Raw genomic sequence first — 19760 nt, forward strand, 5'->3', positions numbered from 1 at the left:
AAACCTATTGTGCCACGCCTTTGAAAATGGCATTTTCATCCCCAAACATATCTTTAAATCGTAATTTTGAACCTTCACGAACACTTTGTGCCTGTTCTTCAGTAAGGTTGTGGGATTTGATCCATTTTTCAAGAAGATGGCCACCGGGAAGCCATCTTTCCATGGTCTCCTTTTCATAAACCCAGGCTTTATCTTCAACCCCAAGAGAATTTAAAATTTCCCATACCTCATCTCTTTGCCGTTCATCGCAGTATACGCACATCACACATTCTCCCAGTTCAAAGGCTGGGATCATTTCTCTGTCATATTTTACAGCTGGAATGTCATGAGAATCCACAAGGGGAGACATCTTTTGTGCCAGTCTGTCGAATTCTTCCTTTGTTCCAAACACCAGCCATTTGCCCCAGTGTGCCAGATATTCTTTGTTGGTAAGGGGTTTGCCCCTATAATTGATGTAATTGTATCGTTGATGGACATGCTCTTTGGGGAATATGAAAATAAAATGGGATTCCGGTCTGTCGACAATCATTTTCTCTTCCTTTTTTAAATGGTATCAAATTAATAGTATAAAATTAATGGTATTTAAAAAGGGGAGGTGCTATCCGGCAGCTGCAGCTGGAATAATACCTATGTGGTCACCATCGGATAAAGTGGTGCCTGTTCCTTGAAGATATCGTACATTTTCACCGTTGACATAGATATTGATGCTGTCATTAATGTCCCCGTTATGATTTATTAAAGTTTTTTTTATGCCGGACATGTCTTGATCAAGCAACTCAATGAGTTTTGCCAGATCACATCCGTCAGACAGAGATCGAACCGTATCTTTTTGGTCATGGTTCAGGCGCGCGAGGGATTTGGTTAACCGTATGGTAATTTCCATTTAGAATCTCCATGTTAACATTATTCAGCACAGCTCTGCATTGGTTTTAGCTGTTTTTTTTTATGTCTTCAGTGGGAAAAGTTTCGTTTTCCTTTGTTGAGAAGGTTTCTCAGCAATGCGGGAAGCATGTCAATATTGTTTACAAATTGTACCAGTTTGCCATATTCAGCTTCCAATAATTTGGTGTCCTCTTCATTGCAGTTCACTCCAAGTGTTAACAGCAGCGCCCTGTTTTTTTTGCACAGTGAAATTGCTTCTTTAACCGGGCATCCCCAGTTTGATGCACCATCGGTGATATGAATAAAAATCGGTTTTTTATTTCGACCTTTTACTCGATTGATCATAGTCTTGATAATTTCACCGGATGCTGTTTTCCCATGGGGTTGAATGGTATAAAAACTGCCTTTTTGATATAATTCGGTAATCATGCAGGTGTTTCTGACTTCATTGTAGGCAAAAAGCCCGGCATTTTTATTGAATTTATGCACTGCCAGAAAAAGGGTTTGAAAAATTTCCTGTGTATGCTCCCATTTGTTGGTTGCCGCCATTGATCCGGTTGCATCTACAATAATGGTCAGATCGTTTAACAGATTGAACTCATTTTTTTTGATATTAAAGATCGTTCCCGTGGTCTGAGCGCGGTACAATCTGCGTCGATCGATACTTCCGCTTGCCAGTCCCCGGTTGTAAATGCTTTTACGAATGGCCACGGATTTGAAGACGGAACTAAGATCCTGGAGCAGTTTTTTGTTGATAAAATTGTCTGCCGGCAGGACGATATGGTTTGTTTCCACTATAACAATGGAACTGTCAATGCCTTGATCTTTTTTCTTTTTTTCTTTGGTTGCTGGTGGTTGCTGCTTTACGACTTTTCCAAGTTTTTCCGAAAAAACAAGTTCGGGAGGAGATAATGCTTTTTGGATTCCCTTTAAGTGTTGTTTTTCCTGTTTCCTTGCCTGCAAAAAAATATCTGATTGATCCGTTGGCCAGAATTTTATATATGCAAATAATTTTTCCCAGACTTTAATATACAGATCAGCTCTGAAGTTGCATCGTTCCGTGATCCCGGAAATTTTTGAACACTCATTAATCAATGCCGGAACCATTGAGTTCAAAATTTTAATCGGCTTTTTATAAAATTTTTCAAGGCTTGCCGTTCCCATCATTCTTCGGGAAGACTGGTCTTTATACTCTTCTAAATATCTGGGTTCATGCCTGTTTGCCGCAATGTCCCACCAGATGGAAAAAAGTTCGGATAATGAAGGGGGGTGTGAGGTGACGTCCAGATTGTTTCCCACTTCACGTTCTCTTGCTTTTTCCGTGTAAACGCCGAACACACGCTTATTAGAAAGGCAGTCAAAATAAACTTTTTCGCATGTTTTAAAATACAATTCAAATTTATACATATACCGGAAGGATAAGTTCAGGCGGGATTTGGCAAGCTTTTCAGCATAGTCGCTCATTTCCATGTTTTTGTAGGCATGCTGTATGGCTTCGCCAATAAGCGTGTCTGTTTTGGCGGCGGGAATCGGGTACTTGCCGATGACCAGTGAAGGATCAATGATGATTTCACTTTCCATGGTATCTTTCCACGAAACCTTGCCTGCATTCCGTCCCACATGGGAGACGACTTTTCTTAATGAACTCAGAAGCTTTGCCAGTTCCAGAGTTTCAACAGGGGATTTATCCCTGCGCCAGAATTCCGAGTAGCCGCGCTCTCCTTTTATTTTAAAACATTGAATTACAGGAGAGGGAGGACTAAAGTTCTCCGTTGAATGACGTCGGCATATTCCGTTTTTGTCAGGATTGTCTTTAGAAAATTCTGTATTCATGGTTGCCTTTTTCAAGATATCCATTTTTAACATGTAAGGACAAAAGAATGGATTCAAGGGTTTCCTTGCTCGTTTGCAGGCTTGTTATCAGCGCTTCTTTCAATGTGGCACCGGCAGCAACCATCTCTCCGATCATCAGTACCGTACGGGTTGAAACTTCCACTGAAAGTTCAAAATCGCTTCTAAGCGTGTTCACAGCATCAATGACTTCATTTGCCTGAACACTTGTGATGCCGGTTTTTTTAATTAAAACTTCTTTTTCAACTTCATTGGGAAGGTAGTCCATTAAAATAACATAGAATCTGTCTCGGAGTGCCGGATCAAGCAGTTCTGTTCCGACAAAATCATCACCCTCATTTAATGTCGCAAAAAAGATAACTCCTTCGGCTACTTCCAGAAGACCCAACTCGTCCATCCACACCTGACGGTCATCTGACAGAATGGAAAACAGCATGTTCAGAGCTTTGGGGTTTTCAGGCCGATTGATTTCTTCCAGATGTATTACACAGTTTGGAGTTTGAAGTGCCTGTGGGAAAAGAAATTGTTTGTATTTTGTTTCTCCGTTTTCAAGGGCGTATTCTCCGAAAAGCTGGCCCGGTTCGGAGAGAATCCCTACCTGAAAAGTGGCAAGGGGTTTATTGTGAACCGCAGCGAATTGACGGACAATGGAAGATTTTCCACAGCCCTGCCTGCCTGCAACAAGGATATTCACCGGATGTTTTTCTGAAATGGTATGGAGTTTATCCAGTATATTCAGAACATTGCTGTCTGCGTAAAAATAAGGATCAATTGCAGGAGTTTCTATTTCAGGAATGGATGGCGTGATGTTTTTTTGATAACTCATGTTATTACCTGTTTTTTTTATGTATCTTGATATATGAAACTTTTTAAAATCCAAACAGTGACTTTCATGTATTATTGTGGGGCAAACCAGAATGAAAGAGCAAGTCTGCCCCTGGCGGTTGTTTTAAGTCATGACGAAAGTTTCACTCGATGATCCAGTTTTTTTATCTTGTTTTTTTTTCAAAGCACCGTTATCAATATTCTTTGGCCTCTGTAAAACCTAATTCGCTGGATACTGAAACCTGTCAAGATGATAATCATTTTGGCAGGTTTAAAAGTCAAATGCTAAAAAATAAATCATCTAATTTAAGCATGTTCCGGTAGTTTTAACCTTGCTTTGTTCGTTTAATTGTGATTTCAGGGAAGGATTGTTCTCAACCCAGGCGATCCACATTTTAACCTCCAGGCCATAAGATTCCAGTATGGTTTTTGCTATGTTTGCCTTTTCTTCCGGGTAACTTTCACCAATGGGGAAAGGGTAATCAATCCCGACCAGGCGGTAGGATTGTCCTGCAAATGGATGAGCAGGAAGAAGATATAGGGTTTTCAGTCCCAATGATTTAACATATTGACCAGTTGCACGGATGTTTTCTTCAGAATCATTCACTCCTGGCAGAAGGGGCATTCTGATGTAGGTTGTCACATCATCCCGAAGAATTATTTTCTCAAGATTTTCTAAAATCAAATCATTTGGGACACCTGTAAAGGCAATGTGCTTGTTCCTGTCAAGGTGCTTGAGATCATATAAAACATAATCTGTATAATCCAGAATTTTTTCCAATATGTCCCATGATTGATAACCGCTTGTATCAAGGGCCGTATTAATTCCTTTTTCTTTTGCCGCTTTCAGCAGATCAAGAGCAAATTTGGGCTGTGCCGTAGGTTCTCCACCTGAGATAGTCAGCCCGCCTCCTGATTCTTTATAAAAAGGGATGTCTTTTTCAACTTCTTTCATAACATCGTCAACCGTGACAAATTTGCCGCTGACAATAAGTGAATCAAAATCACATGCGTCAACACATTGAAAACAATCCAAACATTTTTCTTTGTTGATTTTGATAATTTTTGATCCTAATTTTCCTTTCCAGCCTTTCTGGCCCGGATATGTGGGTTCTTTTCTGATATCCTCCATGGCATCGGCAGGGCAAACATTCTTACAGTTTCCGCAGTTAATACAATTGGGCCAGAAATGAAAAACTTCCGGAAATTGGCGTATGCCTTCAGGATTATGACACCATTTGCAATTTAAACGGCATCCTTTAAGAAAAACAGTTGTCCTGATACCCGGTCCGTCATTTGCTGCAAACTGCTGAATATTGGTGATAATTCCAAAATCATTTTTCATTTTGCTGAACTCCTATCAATCCGCCTATTGTTGTTTGCCAAGGGCCGCCCTTACTGATAATTTTCTTATAATCTTCAACTTCTTCTTTAAAAATATTGGGAAAGTGGTCAAAATATCTTTTTTCACCGAGGTTGTTGGTTTTTTTGGCGGCAAAGCTGTGAAAAGGCAACAGATCAATGCCTATAACACTATCGCCAAGAGGTTTTGCAAATGTTACAATATCTTTTGGATATTGCAGATCCCAGAAATTAACCGAATGGACAATAGGCAGTCTCAGCCTCATTTTAGTATTGCATTCAGCCATTTTTTTAGCATTTTCAAGAATCAGACGGTTGGATACGCCGGTCCATTTTTTATGTTTTTCATTATCCAGTTGTTTAATATCCAGCAGGACAAGGTCAACATATTTTAAAATGGATTTTATGGTATTCCAGTTTGCAAATCCCGTGGTATCCAGAACCGTATGCAGTCCTTCTTTTTTAGCCCTTTTTAAGAGAGACAGGGTCATGTCGGGATGCATGAGCGGTTCTCCTCCTGAAACAGTGAATCCGCCCCCGGATGATTCATAAAAAAGTAGATCTTTCATGACTTCCGTGAAAATTTCATCCACACTTTTCAATGTGCTGGTTAATTTAAGGGCATCAAATGAACATGCGTCAACACACTTCATGCACCTGGTGCATTTGTCCCTGTCGATCCTTGGCGGATCAACAGCTATTACTTCTTTTACTTCCGGTACATCAGGAATTTCTCTTTCTTTCTGCAAACTTGCAGGGATGGAACCATCTCCACCACCACCTCAGCAGTTGCCGGAAGGCTTTTCCTTGTATCTGACCCGGGGAGGGATTATGGCGTTTTCCGGACAGACTTGTGCACATGCACCGCATTTAGTGCATTTGTCCTCATAATGAAAAAATTCCTGATATGTATGGATGTTTTCAGGATTGTGGCACCATGCACAGTTGAGGGGACATCCTTTTAAAAAAACGGATGTCCGTATTCCAGGGCCATCATTGACTGAAAAACGTTGGATGTTCCCGACAAGATGTTTTATGTCTGAGTTGATTGCAGGGGTCATTTTAGGCCATCCTCAAATTTTATAAAACGTTATAACAGATTTTTAATGTCTTTCCAGGATTCACCGGCTTCAAACTTATCGCAGGCCTCCTGGCTTTTTTGTACCATTTTGCCTCTGATAGCCGTATTTGTTTGTTGTGAGGCAGCCAGTTGCATTCTTTCAACAAGGCATACGCCGGTTGAGGGATCCCCGGTAGGGGAAGGGGTCACGAATTTGCACTCTTTACAGGTCGGCATAACAAACCTCCTTTTTTAAATTATAATAGATTTTTAATATCTTTCCAGGATTCACCGGCTTCAAATTTAGGGCATGCTTCCATGGCTTTTTGTACCATTTTGCCCCTGATAGCTGTATTTGTTTGTTGTGAGGCAGCCAGTTGCATTCTTTCAACAAGGCATACGCCGGTTGAGGGATCACCGGTTGGGGACGGTGTGACAAACTTACATTCTTTACAAGTAGCCATAATACATACTCCTTTTAAACTGATAAAATGCTTACTATTGTATTCATCCCCGGGCTATATGCCGGGGATGAATACAATTAATTGAGTTGGTTATCCTGCCATATCCTGCTCGGTACGGGCGATAATCGTATCCTGCGAGTACCTGGCAAGGTCAATGAATTTTGCGCTGTATCCGGCAATCCTTACAAGGGTGTCTGTATATTTTTCAGGTTCAATTTGAGCTGCTTTCATGTCTTCCTGGGAGATGACATTGAATTGTACATGATCAATTCCCAAAGAATGCCATGTTTTCATGTAGGCGTGCCAGAGATCAAAACCGGCATCGCTGTTCATCAGAACAGTTGAAAGCCTTTGGTTCAAAAGGATGCCCTTGTGTTTGGAGGCATCAATTTTTGATACGGATTTTAAAACTGCTGTTGGACCTGATTTGTCACATCCCATGTAGGGTGAACAGCCGCCGTCATCCAGAGCTTCGCCTGCATGTCTTCCGTTTGCAGTAGCTGCAGTTTTCGGGCCGTTTACAATATAACCGGCAACGGACTGGGCCAGGGGCAGGGGATAGGTGCCTGAATAAGTGGTGTTTCTTTTCCACTCATCAGCAATCAGATCATAATATTTTGATGCGATTTCATCAGCGTAAGCGTCGTCATTACCAAACTTGGGAGCATTCCAGAAGTCAAGGCGCATTTCTTCTTTGCCTTCCCAGTTGTTTCTCAAGGCATCCATCAATTCGGCCATGGTATATTTTTTATCTTCAAATACCAGTTTTTTAATGGCTGCCATGGAATCAATGACCACAACACTGCCGCCGATTACATTGTGCCATGGATTGGCAACTTCCGCCAGTTCATTGGCATCCATACCTTTTTCCACGCATCCGTCGTCAATACTTGAAATAAATGGGCAGCACAGATATTTTGATTCCATTATCCGGCCCACATCTTTGGATCGCAGGCTTAATTCAATGGCATATCTCAGCTGTAACTTAACGGCGTTCCAGACTTCGTCAAATGACTTGAAGTCTTCGCCGTTACCGGTTTCAGGTCCCAGCTGTATATTGGTGAAAAATTCATCAAATCCGTTGGTCAGGGCAATTTCCATAACCTTGGCCGGGTAAACATCTGATCCGCCTTCACTTCTTGTTTTCTGGGTTCCTCGACGGCCTGTGATGCCGGGAGACATGCATAAAACAAGTGCCCAGTCTCTGGCAACTTCTTCGGGGACGTTAAAGTATTTGACCAATTGCTGTGTATTGAGCTCATCATTTTTTATGGATGGGAATCCAAATCCTTTTTTCACACAATCAAATACTCTTTTCTTTGTTTCAATATTGCCTATCTCATTCCATCTGAATGAAATGGACGGTTCTGTGGTAACAATACTTGAAGCAGCTTCCAGTATGCAGTTGGTGCAGTCGTTGCTGGCATCTGAGCCGTCCGGGTTGATACCGCCCAGGGTAAGTATAAACAGGTCGTTGGAGCCGGCAAAAAATTCTCGAAGCTGCCTTCCCTTTGTGCTGCCATGTTCAGATACTTTTAGTCTTTCACATTCAAAAAGTTCTACAGCCTCTTCTCTTGTCATGGGCTGCTCTGTTTTTTCAATTACACTCTTTTGAAAATAGGGCCAGAGCATTTTGTCTTCTTTTTGACCGTAGCCACTGCTGTAGCGTTCTATGGAGTGGCATAACAGGTAGGTAAACCATTTGGACTGCATGGCATCCTTGAGACCTCTTGCAGGATAAGCCGGAACGTGTCTGCAGATATCTGCGATTTCAAGAAGTTCTTCTTTTCTTTTGGGGTCGGTTAAAAAATTTTCCGCCATGATTTTGGCCAGCCTGGCATATCTTTGAGCCCAGGCTACAACTGCTTTCATGGCAATTAGCATGGCATTCCACTGGTCAATTTTATCCAGATAATGAAGGTTTTCCTGGCCGTTCCATGGGGATTTGCGCATTTCAGCGTTGGCATCGGCAATCTTTTTTTCAACTTCTTCTATTCTTTTGATCAGTCCGTCTTCAAGAACTGCTTCATAAGTCGGTACAATGCTTGAAAATGCGGTTACAAACATGGGAGGCTGCACGGTTGTTGCAGAATACATGACACCGATTTCTTCAGGTGTAAAATATTTTTCCCCTTTGGTCTGGATAGTATAGGGTCGCCAGTATTCTGCGATTTCCCGCATTTCATCTTTATGGTCGCAATACTGACTTTCAACCATATCTACGGTGGCAAAATAAGAAAGTTCCGGATACATGGGGAAATAATCGGGATGCTCTGTGTTGGCACCAACGATCAGTTCGTCATCCTGAATATGAATAGTGATGTTTTTAAGGATCTTTTCAAGTCCCCTGGCCCTTGCAATGCAATTGGGTTCTCCCACATTTTCTTTATGGGACTGGGTAATCAATCTGGCACGTTCAACTCCGGCTCTTACGCCTGCATGAACATATTCTCCGCCTGCTACATGTTTAAAACGGCATCTGTTTTTAAGTCTTGCGGTTCTTTCTGTTGTCGGTGTGGCGACTGTTGGCATAACATCTCCTCCTGTCTGGCATCAAAATTTTTTTAAATAGATTTTAGGTATGCGTCAAATCCAATGGCCTTTAAGGCTAGTTGATTTTAGGGCTGAGATGCTCACAGGCGTCGCTATTCTTGAATACCGGCCTGGACAACCAGAATTTACCCTTTGTATCTTCCTGTTGTCTTACGCAATCCCCTTTATCCGGTTCAAAATCCATATCCTCTTCTGGAATTGGAAAGAAAAAAGCGCATTTCTCACATTTTGACATTTGATCCTCCTTGCTGTAAATTGTTAATTTTTAACCTTTTTTAATTTGGTCTAAGGTTAAACAACGTATTGCAAAACTCGCTTCGGCGGATTGCATTATTTAGTCACGTCTCCAAAAAAATAATTGTAATTTTCAGAAACATGTTAACTAACTTAAAATATATATCCCAAAGTAAATAATAATACCTATTAAAAAATAATCATTAATTTTCAGAAATTGCTGCGTCAAAATTATAACAACATATAATATATCAAAAACAAAAGTTGATTTTTTTTAAGTTATTGAATTGGATTTAAAAGAACTGAGGAATATTCAACCAATTTGAGTTTATTTTGTCAAGAACTATTTTTATTTTATTTTGTTAAAATATAATCAAATGATTTTGCACAAGATGTAATCGTATAAAATATCTATTCTTTTGCCTGTAATATTAAATAGATATGTTTTTGTGTGGCGGCAGCCATAAGCGGATATAAAATAATTTCAATGGTTATTATTTTGATAAAATTGTCTTGAATTGACCTCAAAAAGAAAAATGTTGAATCGGATTCAAAAAATTCGTATAATTGGGTATTGTGAATATAATATATTTTTGTTAAATGAGAATAAAATTAGGTCAATAATGACAATAAAGAAATAAAATTAACTTATGCAAAACTATTATAGTGAAAAATTAGGAGAAAATAGCTGAATGGCTAATAATAATGGAAAAAAACAAGCCATACTTCGGGCCGGCCAGGAAGTGTTTGCGCAAAAAGGTCTTGTAAATTCAACTATTTCTGAAATAGCAAAACGTGCAAAGGTTGGAGATTCAATCATCTACCATTATTTTGAGAATAAAGAGGATCTGCTTTTTTCCGCGCTTCAAGAACTTATGGAAAAATCATATAAAGAACTTTTATTTCATTTTAAGGGACTTATGGGGCCGGTCTCTCATCTGGGCAAGATGGTTTGGTTTCATCTTTATCAGAATGATTTTAGTTCCGGGGATGCTAGGTTGATGAAGAATCTGTTGTTCGAATGCCGTTCAAACAAAGAATTTTATCATCATGCCGGGTATAAATCTCTTCAAAAATATGCCGGCTTGATGCTGGCTATTTTAAAAAAAGGTATAAAAGAGAAATATTTCAGGGATGACCTTGATCTTGGAATAGTAAGGGATATGATTTTTGGTTTTTTGGATGAAGAGTCCTTAAGCTGTCTTGCCTACAGGGAAGTTGATGAAACATTGTCGGATTTTGAATCCATCATGTCTCTTATAATGGCTATGATAGGAGTTGGGTCTGATGCTGTTGCAAATGTGAATCCTGGCATATCGAATCCAGGGGTAACAGGAGTTAACGATGCTGTTAAATCAGATAAGGCGGAAAGGGTTAGAGAAGCTTCTATTTCAATTTTTGCTCAAAAGGGACACAGAAAGGCTACAATGCTTGAGATAGCTGAAAAAGCCGGAGTTGCAGAGGGTACGATATATGAGTACTTTAAGAATAAAAACGATTTATTGTATTCCATTCCCCGAGATCAGTTTAAGGAGTATCAGTACAGGCTTAAGAGAGTGTTTGATCCAAAGAATCCCGTAGATAAGCTCAGGCGCTTTATTGGTGATTATTTTCGTATTTTTTCATCTAATAAAGAATTTTTAACAATTTTTTTGTGTGATATTAAGCTGAATAAACAATTTTATAATACCGAGGCTTTTGTTGCTTTTCTAAACACCAATGAAATGCTGTACGAGATTTTAAATGAAGGCAAGGAGTCTGGTGCGTTTCGCTCTGATCTTAACAACAGGGTTTTTAGGAACTTATTTTTAGGCAGTTTTTCCCACCTTTCCATTCGGTGGTATGTTTTAGAACGAGTTACCCCTCTTGAAATGATGGGAGAACTTTCCATGATAACATCTCTTTTGTGCCGGGCCGTAACACGGGAGGTTGAAAACGTGTTTGAAAATATTTAATTTTATGAGGAGTGCTATTTGTAATGTCCCGGTATTAGATATTCCAAATAGTGTGTGTAAGGATGGAGAGCAGTTGAGCTGCTTTCCATTTTTTTTTGTTTTTGTTATTGCTGTTGTTTTGTTAACCTTTTTTTGCGTTCTGTTTTTGGATGGTAAACAGATAATTTTAAGGTCTGAGGCGCATTCGATTTTTTTTTAAATCAAATAATCAGCAGAAAATCATATATTTGATGAGAATTCAACACCTAAAAGGTCTCAAATATTTTATTTTAAAAAGTGATTGGGATGGCTTGTCGAATTTGTTTTTATTGTTCTATGTATTTTAAACCTTTTAAAATCAATGTGTTATATTATTATTATATTTTTTATATCCAAATATCTGCGGTAAAATTGAGAAAAATCTTTTTTAAAGACTTGACAGTCTAAAATCCATATGGTTGAATAATCCTCAATAATAATTTAATCAGAGTATCTTTCAGATAGATAAATGCAGGGTATGGATACAATACTGATGTAAATCAATATGATAGCGGAAATCAAGCAACTGATTTTCGTTCAAAGCGTTTAAAAAGGAGAACAGATGGCGGAAAAAAAGAAAACCAAAAAAAAAGAGAAAGAGCCGGATATCACATTTTATCATCCAGATCTGCTTGAGATTCCAGAAGATGGATTGCCGTACCTGAAAGGGTATAAATGCAAAAAATGTGGTCAACTTGATTTTCCCAAATTAACACCGTGTCCCACTTGCTGGGGTGAAGAATTTGATGTGGTCCCCTTGTCAAGAAAGGGAATTCTTTACAGCTTTTCCGATCTTTATATCGGACAGCCGGGTTTGGAAACTCCTTATATTTGCGGGTATATTGATCTTCCCGAAAACATCAGGATTTTTGCCATGCTCAAAGGGGAAGTGAATACATTTAAATGTGATGAGGAAGTTGAACTGGTTACAGGCCCGATAAGAATGAATGCAGATGGTCTTCCGATCATCAGTTATATGTTCCAGAAAGTTTAGGAGACGTACATGAAATTACAGAGAGATGTATATATAGCCGGAGTTGGAGAGACTGTTTTTGGCAGACATAAAATGGATTATGATGAACTTGGACGCATGGCTGCTTTTCAGGCAATTAAAGCTTCTAATATTGAAGGCCCTGGAATGATTCAGAGTGCCTATGTGGGAAATGCCCATAATGGTATCGTTACAGGTCAGACTATTTTTAAGGATATCGGTATTTGCGGTACAGCTCCAATTATTAATGTGGAAAGCGCTTGTTCAGCCGGTGCCATGGCGGTTCATTTGGCAATCAAAGATGTTGCCTACGGGCTGACGGAATTGTCCATGGGTGTCGGGGCTGAAAACCATACCCTGAGAAGAAAAAGCGGAACGGCATTCATGCCGGCAATGAACGATATTGAAGCGGTTCATGGCGGAGTTATGACCGGTAAATACGCTATGCGCGCAACTCGCTATATGCACGAAACCGGTGCCACCATTGAAGACCTTGCATTGATCACACAAAAAAGCCGTCGTCATGCCACAAACAACCCCCATGCATCTTTTGGTGGAGAATACAGTATTGATGAGATCATTAATTCAAGAATGGTGGCCTATCCTCTGACGCTGCATCAGTGCTGCGGTATTGTTGATGGTGCAGGTGCCGTAGTGGTTTGCTCCGAGGAAATGATCAAAAAACTGGGAATTAAAAAACCGGTTAAGGTAAGAGGTTCTGTTGTAACTTCCGGTCCATATCACAACCGGCCAAGAGATATTACAGGTGACGATATCACTGAAATGACTTCGGAAATGCTTTATGAAGAGTCTGGAATTGGTCCAAAAGAAGTCGATATCCTGGAATTGCATGATGCTTTTACCATTGCAGAATTGCTTTACTATGAATGTATGCAGCTGTGTGATAAAGGAGACGGCCTGAAATTTTTGAGAGACGGTCAGTCAACCTATGGCGGACAGTGTGTGGTAAGTCCCAGGGGCGGAATGCTGTCCTATGGTCATCCCATCGGAGCCTCAGGTGCAGCCCAGATTGCAGCCCAGGTAAAACAACTCAGGGGAGAGTGCAAAGGTTATCAGGTTGAACCGATTCCAAAGGTTGCCATGACCCATGTAACCGGCGGTGGCTTGTCAGGTACAGAACATGCAGCATGTACAATGCATATGCTTACAAGTGATTGGTAAGATACTGCTCTGAAAATCTTTAAAATGAATTTTTTAAATAAAAAAGGAGATTTTAAAAATGGAAACCTTTAAAGACAGGGTTGTGTTGATCGAGTCGGTTGGTGATGAGATTTCATATGCAATCGCTGCGAATCTGGCATCAAAAGGGGCAAAGCTTGCTGTCCTTGATATTGATGGAAAAAATACATCCAATATGGTGTCAAAACTCAAAGAAATCAATGTCGAAGCTTTTGGTGTAACAGCAGATCCTGCAGACTGTACCGGTGCAAAACAGGCGATTGCCAGTATTGTGGAAAAATACGGGAAAATTGATATTTTGATCAACAATTCAGATTATATCGTTAAAAGCGAGATTGTGAATACAAAGGCTCAAAACTGGTATCAAGGTGCAAAAAGTAATATAGATCCTGCTTATTTTATGTGCAGAGAAGTGATCCCGGTCATGCGAAAACAAGGTTATGGCAGAATTATCAATATTGGAAGTGTTGAGTATCTTGGCTTGCCCAACACCTCTTTATACAGTGCTGCAAAATCTTCAATGCTCGGATTTACCAGATCCCTCGCACTTGAAACGGCAAAGGATGGTATTACGGTCAACTGGATTGTTAAAGGAACTATACAGTCCTCAGACATGTCTGAAGAGCAGGTGGAAAAGCTTGCAGCTAAAGTTCCGGTAAAAAAATTAGGGACACCCGATGATGTAGCAGGCGCCGTATCCTTTTTTGCCGCTGATACATCAAAATTTATAACAGGTCAGACATTTTTTGTCTGTGGCGGAAAAAGTCTGTCTTTTTCCATGTCGATTTAACGTCCTGTTATGATAAATTATGATATGTGGAGGTAAAGAATGGGAGTTGAAAACAGAGTAGCAATAATTACAGGTTCCGCCAGTGGAATGGGTAAAGATACCGCATTTATGCTGGCAAAAAATGGTGCCAAAGTCGTTATTAACGATATTGCTGAAGACAAAGTAGATCAAACCGCCAAGGAAATGCGGGATGCCGGATATGATGCCATAGGCATTGTAGCTGATATCTCAAATAAAGCTGCGGTTGAATCCATGGTGAGTGAAACCGTTAAAACATTCGGTTCCATAGATATCCTTGTTAATAATGCCGGTATGGAAAGAGCAGGTGCGTTAAGAAAACTTTCCGAAGCAGATTGGGATATCACTTTGAATGTCAATCTTAAAGGACCTTTTCTATGCAGCCAGGCAGTTCATGGCCATATGGTTGAACAAAATAGAGGCCGTATTATTAATATTGCATCCCGTGCATGGCTTGGGGGTATGGGACAGGCTCCCTACTCATCGGCAAAAGCCGGCATGGTTGGATTGACAAGAACACTGGCTCTGGAGCTGGGTAGAAAGGGAGTCACCTCAAATTGTATCGCACCGGGACTTATCCTTACACCCTTATGGTATGAACTCCCGGAAAAGACCAGGAATTTTTTGGAGGCCAAACAGCCTTCAGGCAGCATTGGAGCAGGAGACGATATTGCCAATACTGTGCTTTATCTTGCTGATGACGATACCGGTTATGTAACAGGTCAGGTGTTGTATGTGTGTGGTGGAAGAAGCTTGTTTTCAGGATGATAACCAACAGTTTAGAAATTGAAAATATGAGACACCGGTCTTTTGTATTCGGGTTTTAGAATGTCATAATTAAATAAAGAGTGATGTACTGGTAAAAAGTCAGAATGAGCATTTTTCAGCTATACACTACTGGGTACTGGATAAATTTGACCCCATTTCCTGTAGTTAAAACTTGCTCGCTGACTTTTTACAGGACCATCAAAATTAGGAGGTAAAGCAATGGAAGGTGAACTTAAAAACAGATCCCTATCTGATGTGAAAGTGCTGGATTTCACAGGAGAACTGGGACCCTACGCTTCAAAACTTTATGCTGGACTGGGGGCTGAGGTGATTCACCTTGAACCAATAACCGGTGATCCTTTGCGTAAAAAAGGGCCTTTTTATAAAGGTGAAAAAGACAACATGGAAGCCAGCCTTCAATTCCTCTATTATAATGGCAATAAAAAAAGCCTGGTAGTGGATCTTCATAGGCCGGAGGGACAGGAAATTTTTTTAAAACTGATCGAGAATATTGATATTTTTATGGAGAGTTGTGTGCCGGGCTATTTGGATAGTCTGGGGCTTTCTTATGAAAAGCTCAAAAAAATCAATCCAAAACTTGTTCAAACATCCATCACACCTTATGGCTGTGTCGGACCCTATAAGGATTATCCCGGATCAGATCTTACCTGCTCTGCAATGGGAGGTTTTTTATATCTTGCCGGTATTGATAATGACAAACCTGTGAGAGCTTGTGACAACCAGGCCTACAGAATGGCTGAATCCTATGCGGCAGTCGGCAGTTCAATCGCTTTATTATATGCTAAGAGAACCGGAAAAGGTCAGTTTGTTGATGTGTCTGCCATGGAATCCGTGGGCATGGCTCTTGAAAATGCAGCACAATACTGGGATCTGGAAGGTTCTATCCGGCGTGGCAGGGGAAAAGAAGCTGGTTCTGCTACTGTTCATCCCTGTAAAGACGGTCATTTGGCCATTGTTGCCATAATGGGAAAAAACAAGAATATGTGGGATTCGTTTGTCCAGTGGATGAAAGATGAAAATGTGGAAGAACGAGAAGTGTTTGATGACCCAAGATGGATTGAACCTGCTTATAGACGATCTGATGAAGGGTATGAAACTTTTTGCAGGATTTTTCATCGGTTTACAATGCAACACGATAAAATGACTCTGTATGAAAAAGGACAGGCCAGCCGAGTAGCCATTTCCCCGGTTAGTAATGGAAAGGATCTGCTTGAGAATCCACAGCTGAAGCATAGAAATTTCTGGCAGACTATTGAACATGAAAATCTTGACGGAGGAGAAGTCACCTTTCCCGGAGCGCCTTATGAATTTGGTGAACTGGACTGGCGTTTTGGTTTTCCAGCACCACGGTTTGGAGAGCATACCGCTCAAATTTTAGAAAGTCTTAATTATACTGGCGAAGAAATTACTGTTTTTTCAAAGGAGGGAATTATAAATGTCTAATTTTGAAAAAGCATTAGAAGGACTTGTTGTATGCGATTTTTCATGGGTTGGTGCAGGTCCGATTACCACAAACGTATTAGGGCAGTGTGGTGCCGAGATTATCAAGATTGAAAGCCTGAAACGACCTGATATTTTGAGAAAAGGCGGACCCTTTAAGGACGGGATTGCAGAAGGCTTTGAGCGAAGCGGTTATTTTGCAAACAGAAATCCCAACAAAAAGTGCATCTCCCTGAACATGAGACAGGCCAAAGCGCGTGACGTAGCGATTCGCTTGATAGAAAAAAGTGATATCATTATTAACAATTTTCGCGTAGGGCAGATGGAAAAATGGAACCTCGGGTGGGAAGATGTTAAAAAAATAAATCCCCGTATTATTTATGTGACAATGAGTTTACAGGGAATAGACGGACCCCATAAATCCTATATGGGATTCGGGGTTAACCTGAATGCACTTTGCGGATTAACAGCACAGGCTTGTATGCCGGGCAAAAATCCTTTTGGCACCGGTACCAATTACACGGACCATGTCATGGTTCCGAGCCACACTCTTTTTGGAATAATGGCGGCCTTGCTTCAGCGTGAAAAAACAGGCAAGGGACAGACCGTTGAAGTGTCTCAGCTTGAGTCGGCCATTGCCATGAAACCCATTGACAGCATGCTGTATGCGGCAAACAAAGAGATTCTGGGTGGGATGGGATGCAGTGATCCCGATGCTGCTCCGCATGGTGTGTATGAAACACTCGGGTACAGGAAATGGCTTGCCATTGCCGTATTTACGGATGATGAATGGACAGGATTTAAAACAGTAATGGGAAATCCTGCCTGGGCCGAAGATGAAAAATTTGCCACTCTGGCAAGCAGAAAAGAAAACGAAGATGAACTGAACAGATATGTTGAAGAGTGGACAAAAGATAAATATGCGGCAACACTGATGCGGCAATTGCTGGCTCACGGTGTGAGGGCCGGTGTTGTAAATGATGCCAGGGCTGCCATAGAGGATGAACATCTTATCGAACGTAATTTCTGGTCATATCTGAATCATTCCGAGGTCGGACGAACGCTTTATAACAGAGCGCCCATAATGTTTTCCGAAACACCAATTGAAATGAAAACAGCAGCTCCGCTTCTGGGTGAGCATACTGACGAGGTGTTAACCGGCTTTTTAGGGTATACAAATGAAGAACTTGAACAGCTTAAAGCCGAGGATGTGCTGACCTGATAAAAATGAAATAACATTTTTATGATATTTATTTAAACCGTATAAAAAAAAGAGAGTGATGATGGATTTTAGTATATCTGAAGAATATATGATGTTGAAAGAAGCCATGAGGGAGTTTGTAAAACGTGAACTTCTTCCTTTGGAAAAAACATTGCTTGAACGGGATATGAGTTTGTGGACGGAACCCGGTCCCCTTATTCCCAAAGAAGATTCCGAAAGGCTTTATGCCATTACCAAAGAACTGGGATTCTGGGGAATTGAAGTTGAAGAAAAATTCGGCGGACAGGGCCTTGGCATGCTGGCAAAAACTTTGGTGATGGAAGAGATGTGCAAAAGTTTTGTGGGATTTTCACCCCATGGCTTTATGCTTCCACCGGATGCCCCCAACCTTTATTACCTGGACGCCTGCTGCGTTGATGATCAGCGTGAAACGTATTTTATCCCCTATTGTAATCGTGAACTTGATTCTGCAATGGCGGTTACAGAACCGGATGCCGGATCAGACGTGAGTGGTTTGAAAACCACTGCAGTTAGAAAAGGTGACAAATGGGTGCTTAACGGGACAAAAACTTTTATCAGTAAATGCGATAAAGATAATGTGTTTTTTATTTTGATTGCAGTTACGGATAAAGAGGCCTCAACCAAAGATAAATTTACGGCTTTCCTGATTGACAAAAGTATGCCGGGTGTAAGAGTTGGAAAAGAAATTCCTGTAATTGGTGCCATGCCCACATGGGAACTTATTCTCGATGATGTTGAAGTCGGTGACAATAAAGTTCTGGGAGAAGTGGGAAAAGCATTTATTCCACTTCAGAATAGATTCGGGGTCAGGCGCATTGAGCTGGCTTCAAGATGTACTGGTATGGCGGAACGACTTATCCAGATGATGATTGACCAGGCCAATACAAGAATTACCTTTGGCAAACCCCTGGCAGATCGCCAGACCGTCCAGAACTGGATCGCTGACTCCACCATGGAACTTGAGGCGGTTCGTCTCAGGTTGTATTATGCCTGCTGGAAAAACGATCAGGGACTGACGGATTTGAGAATAGAAGGGTCCAACATAAAGGTTGCCGCAACGGAGATGCTGTCCAATGTTGCTGACAGGGCCATGCAGATGCATGGAGGCGTAGGCCTATCTAAAGAATTGGGCATTGAATATGTGGCAAGAATGGTCCGGATCTGGAGAGTGCTTGAAGGTCCCAATGAAATTCACAGATGGACCATTGCCAGAGCGATTTTGCGCGATAAAAAACCTTATAATCCATTTATTGTAAGTGCTGAAGAAGATTAATAAAACAACCGGTACGACCGGAGCTTAAAGGAGTTATCACAATGGGTGTAGAATTTACTAAAGAAGATCACGTTGCATATATAACCTTAAACAGGCCCGATGCCATGAATTCCCTTGATCCTGAATCCGTTACCAAACTGGCCGAGATTTGGGCAGCAGTACAAAATGATGACGATATTCGTGTTTCAGTGCTTACAGGTGCGGGAGAAAAATCTTTTTGTACAGGTACGGATATGAAAAAGACTCCGCCACCGGCAGAATGTATGGCATCCATCTGGTTAAGGGAGGGTCAGCCCATCGTTCCTCATATGAAAATGTGGAAACCGATTATCTGTGCAATCAATGGTTATGCTGTAGGCGGTGGTATGGAAATGGCCCTGGCATGTGATTTGAGAATTGCCAGCAGTAATGCAAAATTTGGATTAACAGAAGTAAAAGTGGCAAGCCTTGCAGGTTTAAACGGTACTCAATGCATGCCCAGAGCAATTCCCCAGGCCGTTGCAATGAAAATGTTGTTGACAGGCGAGATGATTGATGCAAAAGAAGCACACAGGGTAGGACTTATTTCTGATGTTGTAGAACCCGGCGAGCTGATGGATCTTGCTAAAAAGCTGGCACTTAGAATTGCCAGTAATGCACCCTTAAGCGTTAAGGCTGCAAAACAGGCAGCGGTTATGGGTCTTGAAATGCCGTTGGAACACGGTATTGCTTTCTCACATCTTTTGTGGGGCGTATTGCGTGACACTGAAGACAGAAAAGAGGGATTTACAGCATTTGCAGAAAAAAGAGCGCCCGAGTGGAAGGGCAGATAG

General features: G+C 41.0%; 20 protein-coding genes. 9 read left to right on the forward strand and 11 right to left on the reverse strand.

The features are described from left to right. Nucleotides 1–4 precede the first annotated feature (4 nt). The 11 genes from TOL2_RS02640 to TOL2_RS02685 all read right to left on the reverse strand — a co-directional run bounded on the left by TOL2_RS02640 (nt 5) and on the right by TOL2_RS02685 (nt 9232). Entirely contained in the window at nt 5–529 is a 525-nt protein-coding gene (locus TOL2_RS02640) for a hypothetical protein (protein WP_014956004.1), read from the reverse strand. 69 nt (nt 530–598) lie between these two features. After that, nucleotides 599–883, reverse strand: coding sequence for a MoaD/ThiS family protein (locus tag TOL2_RS02645; RefSeq protein WP_014956005.1), 285 nt, complete (start codon nt 881–883; stop codon nt 599–601). A gap of 68 nt (nt 884–951) precedes the next feature. Further along, on the reverse strand, nt 952–2715 hold the full coding sequence (locus TOL2_RS02650) for a vWA domain-containing protein (protein WP_083863858.1): 1764 nt from the start codon (nt 2713–2715) through the stop codon (nt 952–954). Continuing rightward, entirely contained in the window at nt 2696–3559 is an 864-nt protein-coding gene (locus TOL2_RS02655; RefSeq protein ID WP_014956007.1) for an AAA family ATPase, read from the reverse strand. Before TOL2_RS02655 ends, TOL2_RS02650 begins: the two co-directional genes overlap by 20 nt. A gap of 300 nt (nt 3560–3859) precedes the next feature. After that, nucleotides 3860–4903: a glycyl-radical enzyme activating protein gene (locus tag TOL2_RS02660; protein ID WP_014956008.1), complete on the reverse strand. Its 1044-nt coding sequence runs from the start codon at nt 4901–4903 to the stop codon at nt 3860–3862. Further along, complete coding sequence (locus TOL2_RS02665) at nt 4893–5669, reverse strand: glycyl-radical enzyme activating protein (RefSeq protein ID WP_173391111.1); 777 nt, start codon at nt 5667–5669, stop codon at nt 4893–4895. The genes TOL2_RS02660 and TOL2_RS02665 overlap by 11 nt, the downstream gene beginning before the upstream one ends. 33 nt (nt 5670–5702) lie before the next feature. Then, nucleotides 5703–5981: a 4Fe-4S binding protein gene (locus TOL2_RS25095; RefSeq protein WP_173391112.1), complete on the reverse strand. Its 279-nt coding sequence runs from the start codon at nt 5979–5981 to the stop codon at nt 5703–5705. A 29-nt stretch (nt 5982–6010) separates the two neighbouring features. After that, nucleotides 6011–6217, reverse strand: a complete 207-nt coding sequence (locus TOL2_RS02670; protein ID WP_014956010.1) for a hypothetical protein — start codon at nt 6215–6217, stop codon at nt 6011–6013. Nucleotides 6218–6237: 20 nt separating this feature from the next. Beyond that, nucleotides 6238–6444, reverse strand: coding sequence for a hypothetical protein (locus TOL2_RS02675; protein ID WP_014956011.1), 207 nt, complete (start codon nt 6442–6444; stop codon nt 6238–6240). Between the two features lie 90 nt (nt 6445–6534). After that, on the reverse strand, nt 6535–8976 hold the full coding sequence (locus TOL2_RS02680; RefSeq protein ID WP_014956012.1) for a benzylsuccinate synthase subunit alpha: 2442 nt from the start codon (nt 8974–8976) through the stop codon (nt 6535–6537). Between the two features lie 76 nt (nt 8977–9052). Beyond that, nucleotides 9053–9232: a benzylsuccinate synthase gamma subunit family protein gene (locus TOL2_RS02685; protein ID WP_014956013.1), complete on the reverse strand. Its 180-nt coding sequence runs from the start codon at nt 9230–9232 to the stop codon at nt 9053–9055. 691 nt (nt 9233–9923) lie between these two features. On the opposite strand from TOL2_RS02685, the gene TOL2_RS02690 reads away from it, so the two are divergent. The 9 genes from TOL2_RS02690 (at nt 9924) to TOL2_RS02730 (ending at nt 19760) form a co-directional block, all read left to right on the forward strand. Then, nucleotides 9924–11186 carry a TetR/AcrR family transcriptional regulator gene (locus tag TOL2_RS02690; protein ID WP_014956014.1) on the forward strand — a complete coding sequence of 421 codons (1263 nt, stop codon included), beginning with the start codon at nt 9924–9926 and terminating at the stop codon, nt 11184–11186. 580 nt (nt 11187–11766) lie between these two features. Beyond that, nucleotides 11767–12198: a Zn-ribbon domain-containing OB-fold protein gene (locus tag TOL2_RS02695; RefSeq protein ID WP_014956015.1), complete on the forward strand. Its 432-nt coding sequence runs from the start codon at nt 11767–11769 to the stop codon at nt 12196–12198. 9 nt (nt 12199–12207) lie between these two features. After that, complete coding sequence (locus TOL2_RS02700; protein WP_014956016.1) at nt 12208–13377, forward strand: thiolase family protein; 1170 nt, start codon at nt 12208–12210, stop codon at nt 13375–13377. Between the two features lie 58 nt (nt 13378–13435). Next, nucleotides 13436–14185, forward strand: coding sequence for an SDR family NAD(P)-dependent oxidoreductase (locus TOL2_RS02705; protein WP_014956017.1), 750 nt, complete (start codon nt 13436–13438; stop codon nt 14183–14185). Nucleotides 14186–14224: 39 nt separating this feature from the next. Next, nucleotides 14225–14971: an SDR family NAD(P)-dependent oxidoreductase gene (locus TOL2_RS02710; protein ID WP_014956018.1), complete on the forward strand. Its 747-nt coding sequence runs from the start codon at nt 14225–14227 to the stop codon at nt 14969–14971. Nucleotides 14972–15190: 219 nt separating this feature from the next. Continuing rightward, nucleotides 15191–16435, forward strand: coding sequence for a CaiB/BaiF CoA transferase family protein (locus tag TOL2_RS02715; RefSeq protein ID WP_014956019.1), 1245 nt, complete (start codon nt 15191–15193; stop codon nt 16433–16435). Continuing rightward, entirely contained in the window at nt 16428–17654 is a 1227-nt protein-coding gene (locus TOL2_RS02720) for a CaiB/BaiF CoA transferase family protein (protein WP_014955679.1), read from the forward strand. The genes TOL2_RS02715 and TOL2_RS02720 overlap by 8 nt, the downstream gene beginning before the upstream one ends. 58 nt (nt 17655–17712) lie before the next feature. Next, nucleotides 17713–18948 (forward strand): acyl-CoA dehydrogenase family protein, encoded by a 1236-nt coding sequence (locus tag TOL2_RS02725; RefSeq protein ID WP_232508042.1) that lies wholly within the window; start codon nt 17713–17715, stop codon nt 18946–18948. A gap of 41 nt (nt 18949–18989) precedes the next feature. Then, nucleotides 18990–19760 carry an enoyl-CoA hydratase/isomerase family protein gene (locus TOL2_RS02730; RefSeq protein WP_014956021.1) on the forward strand — a complete coding sequence of 257 codons (771 nt, stop codon included), beginning with the start codon at nt 18990–18992 and terminating at the stop codon, nt 19758–19760.

It is taken from the genome of Desulfobacula toluolica Tol2, assembly GCF_000307105.1.
Taxonomy (GTDB): Bacteria; Desulfobacterota; Desulfobacteria; order Desulfobacterales; family Desulfobacteraceae; genus Desulfobacula; species Desulfobacula toluolica.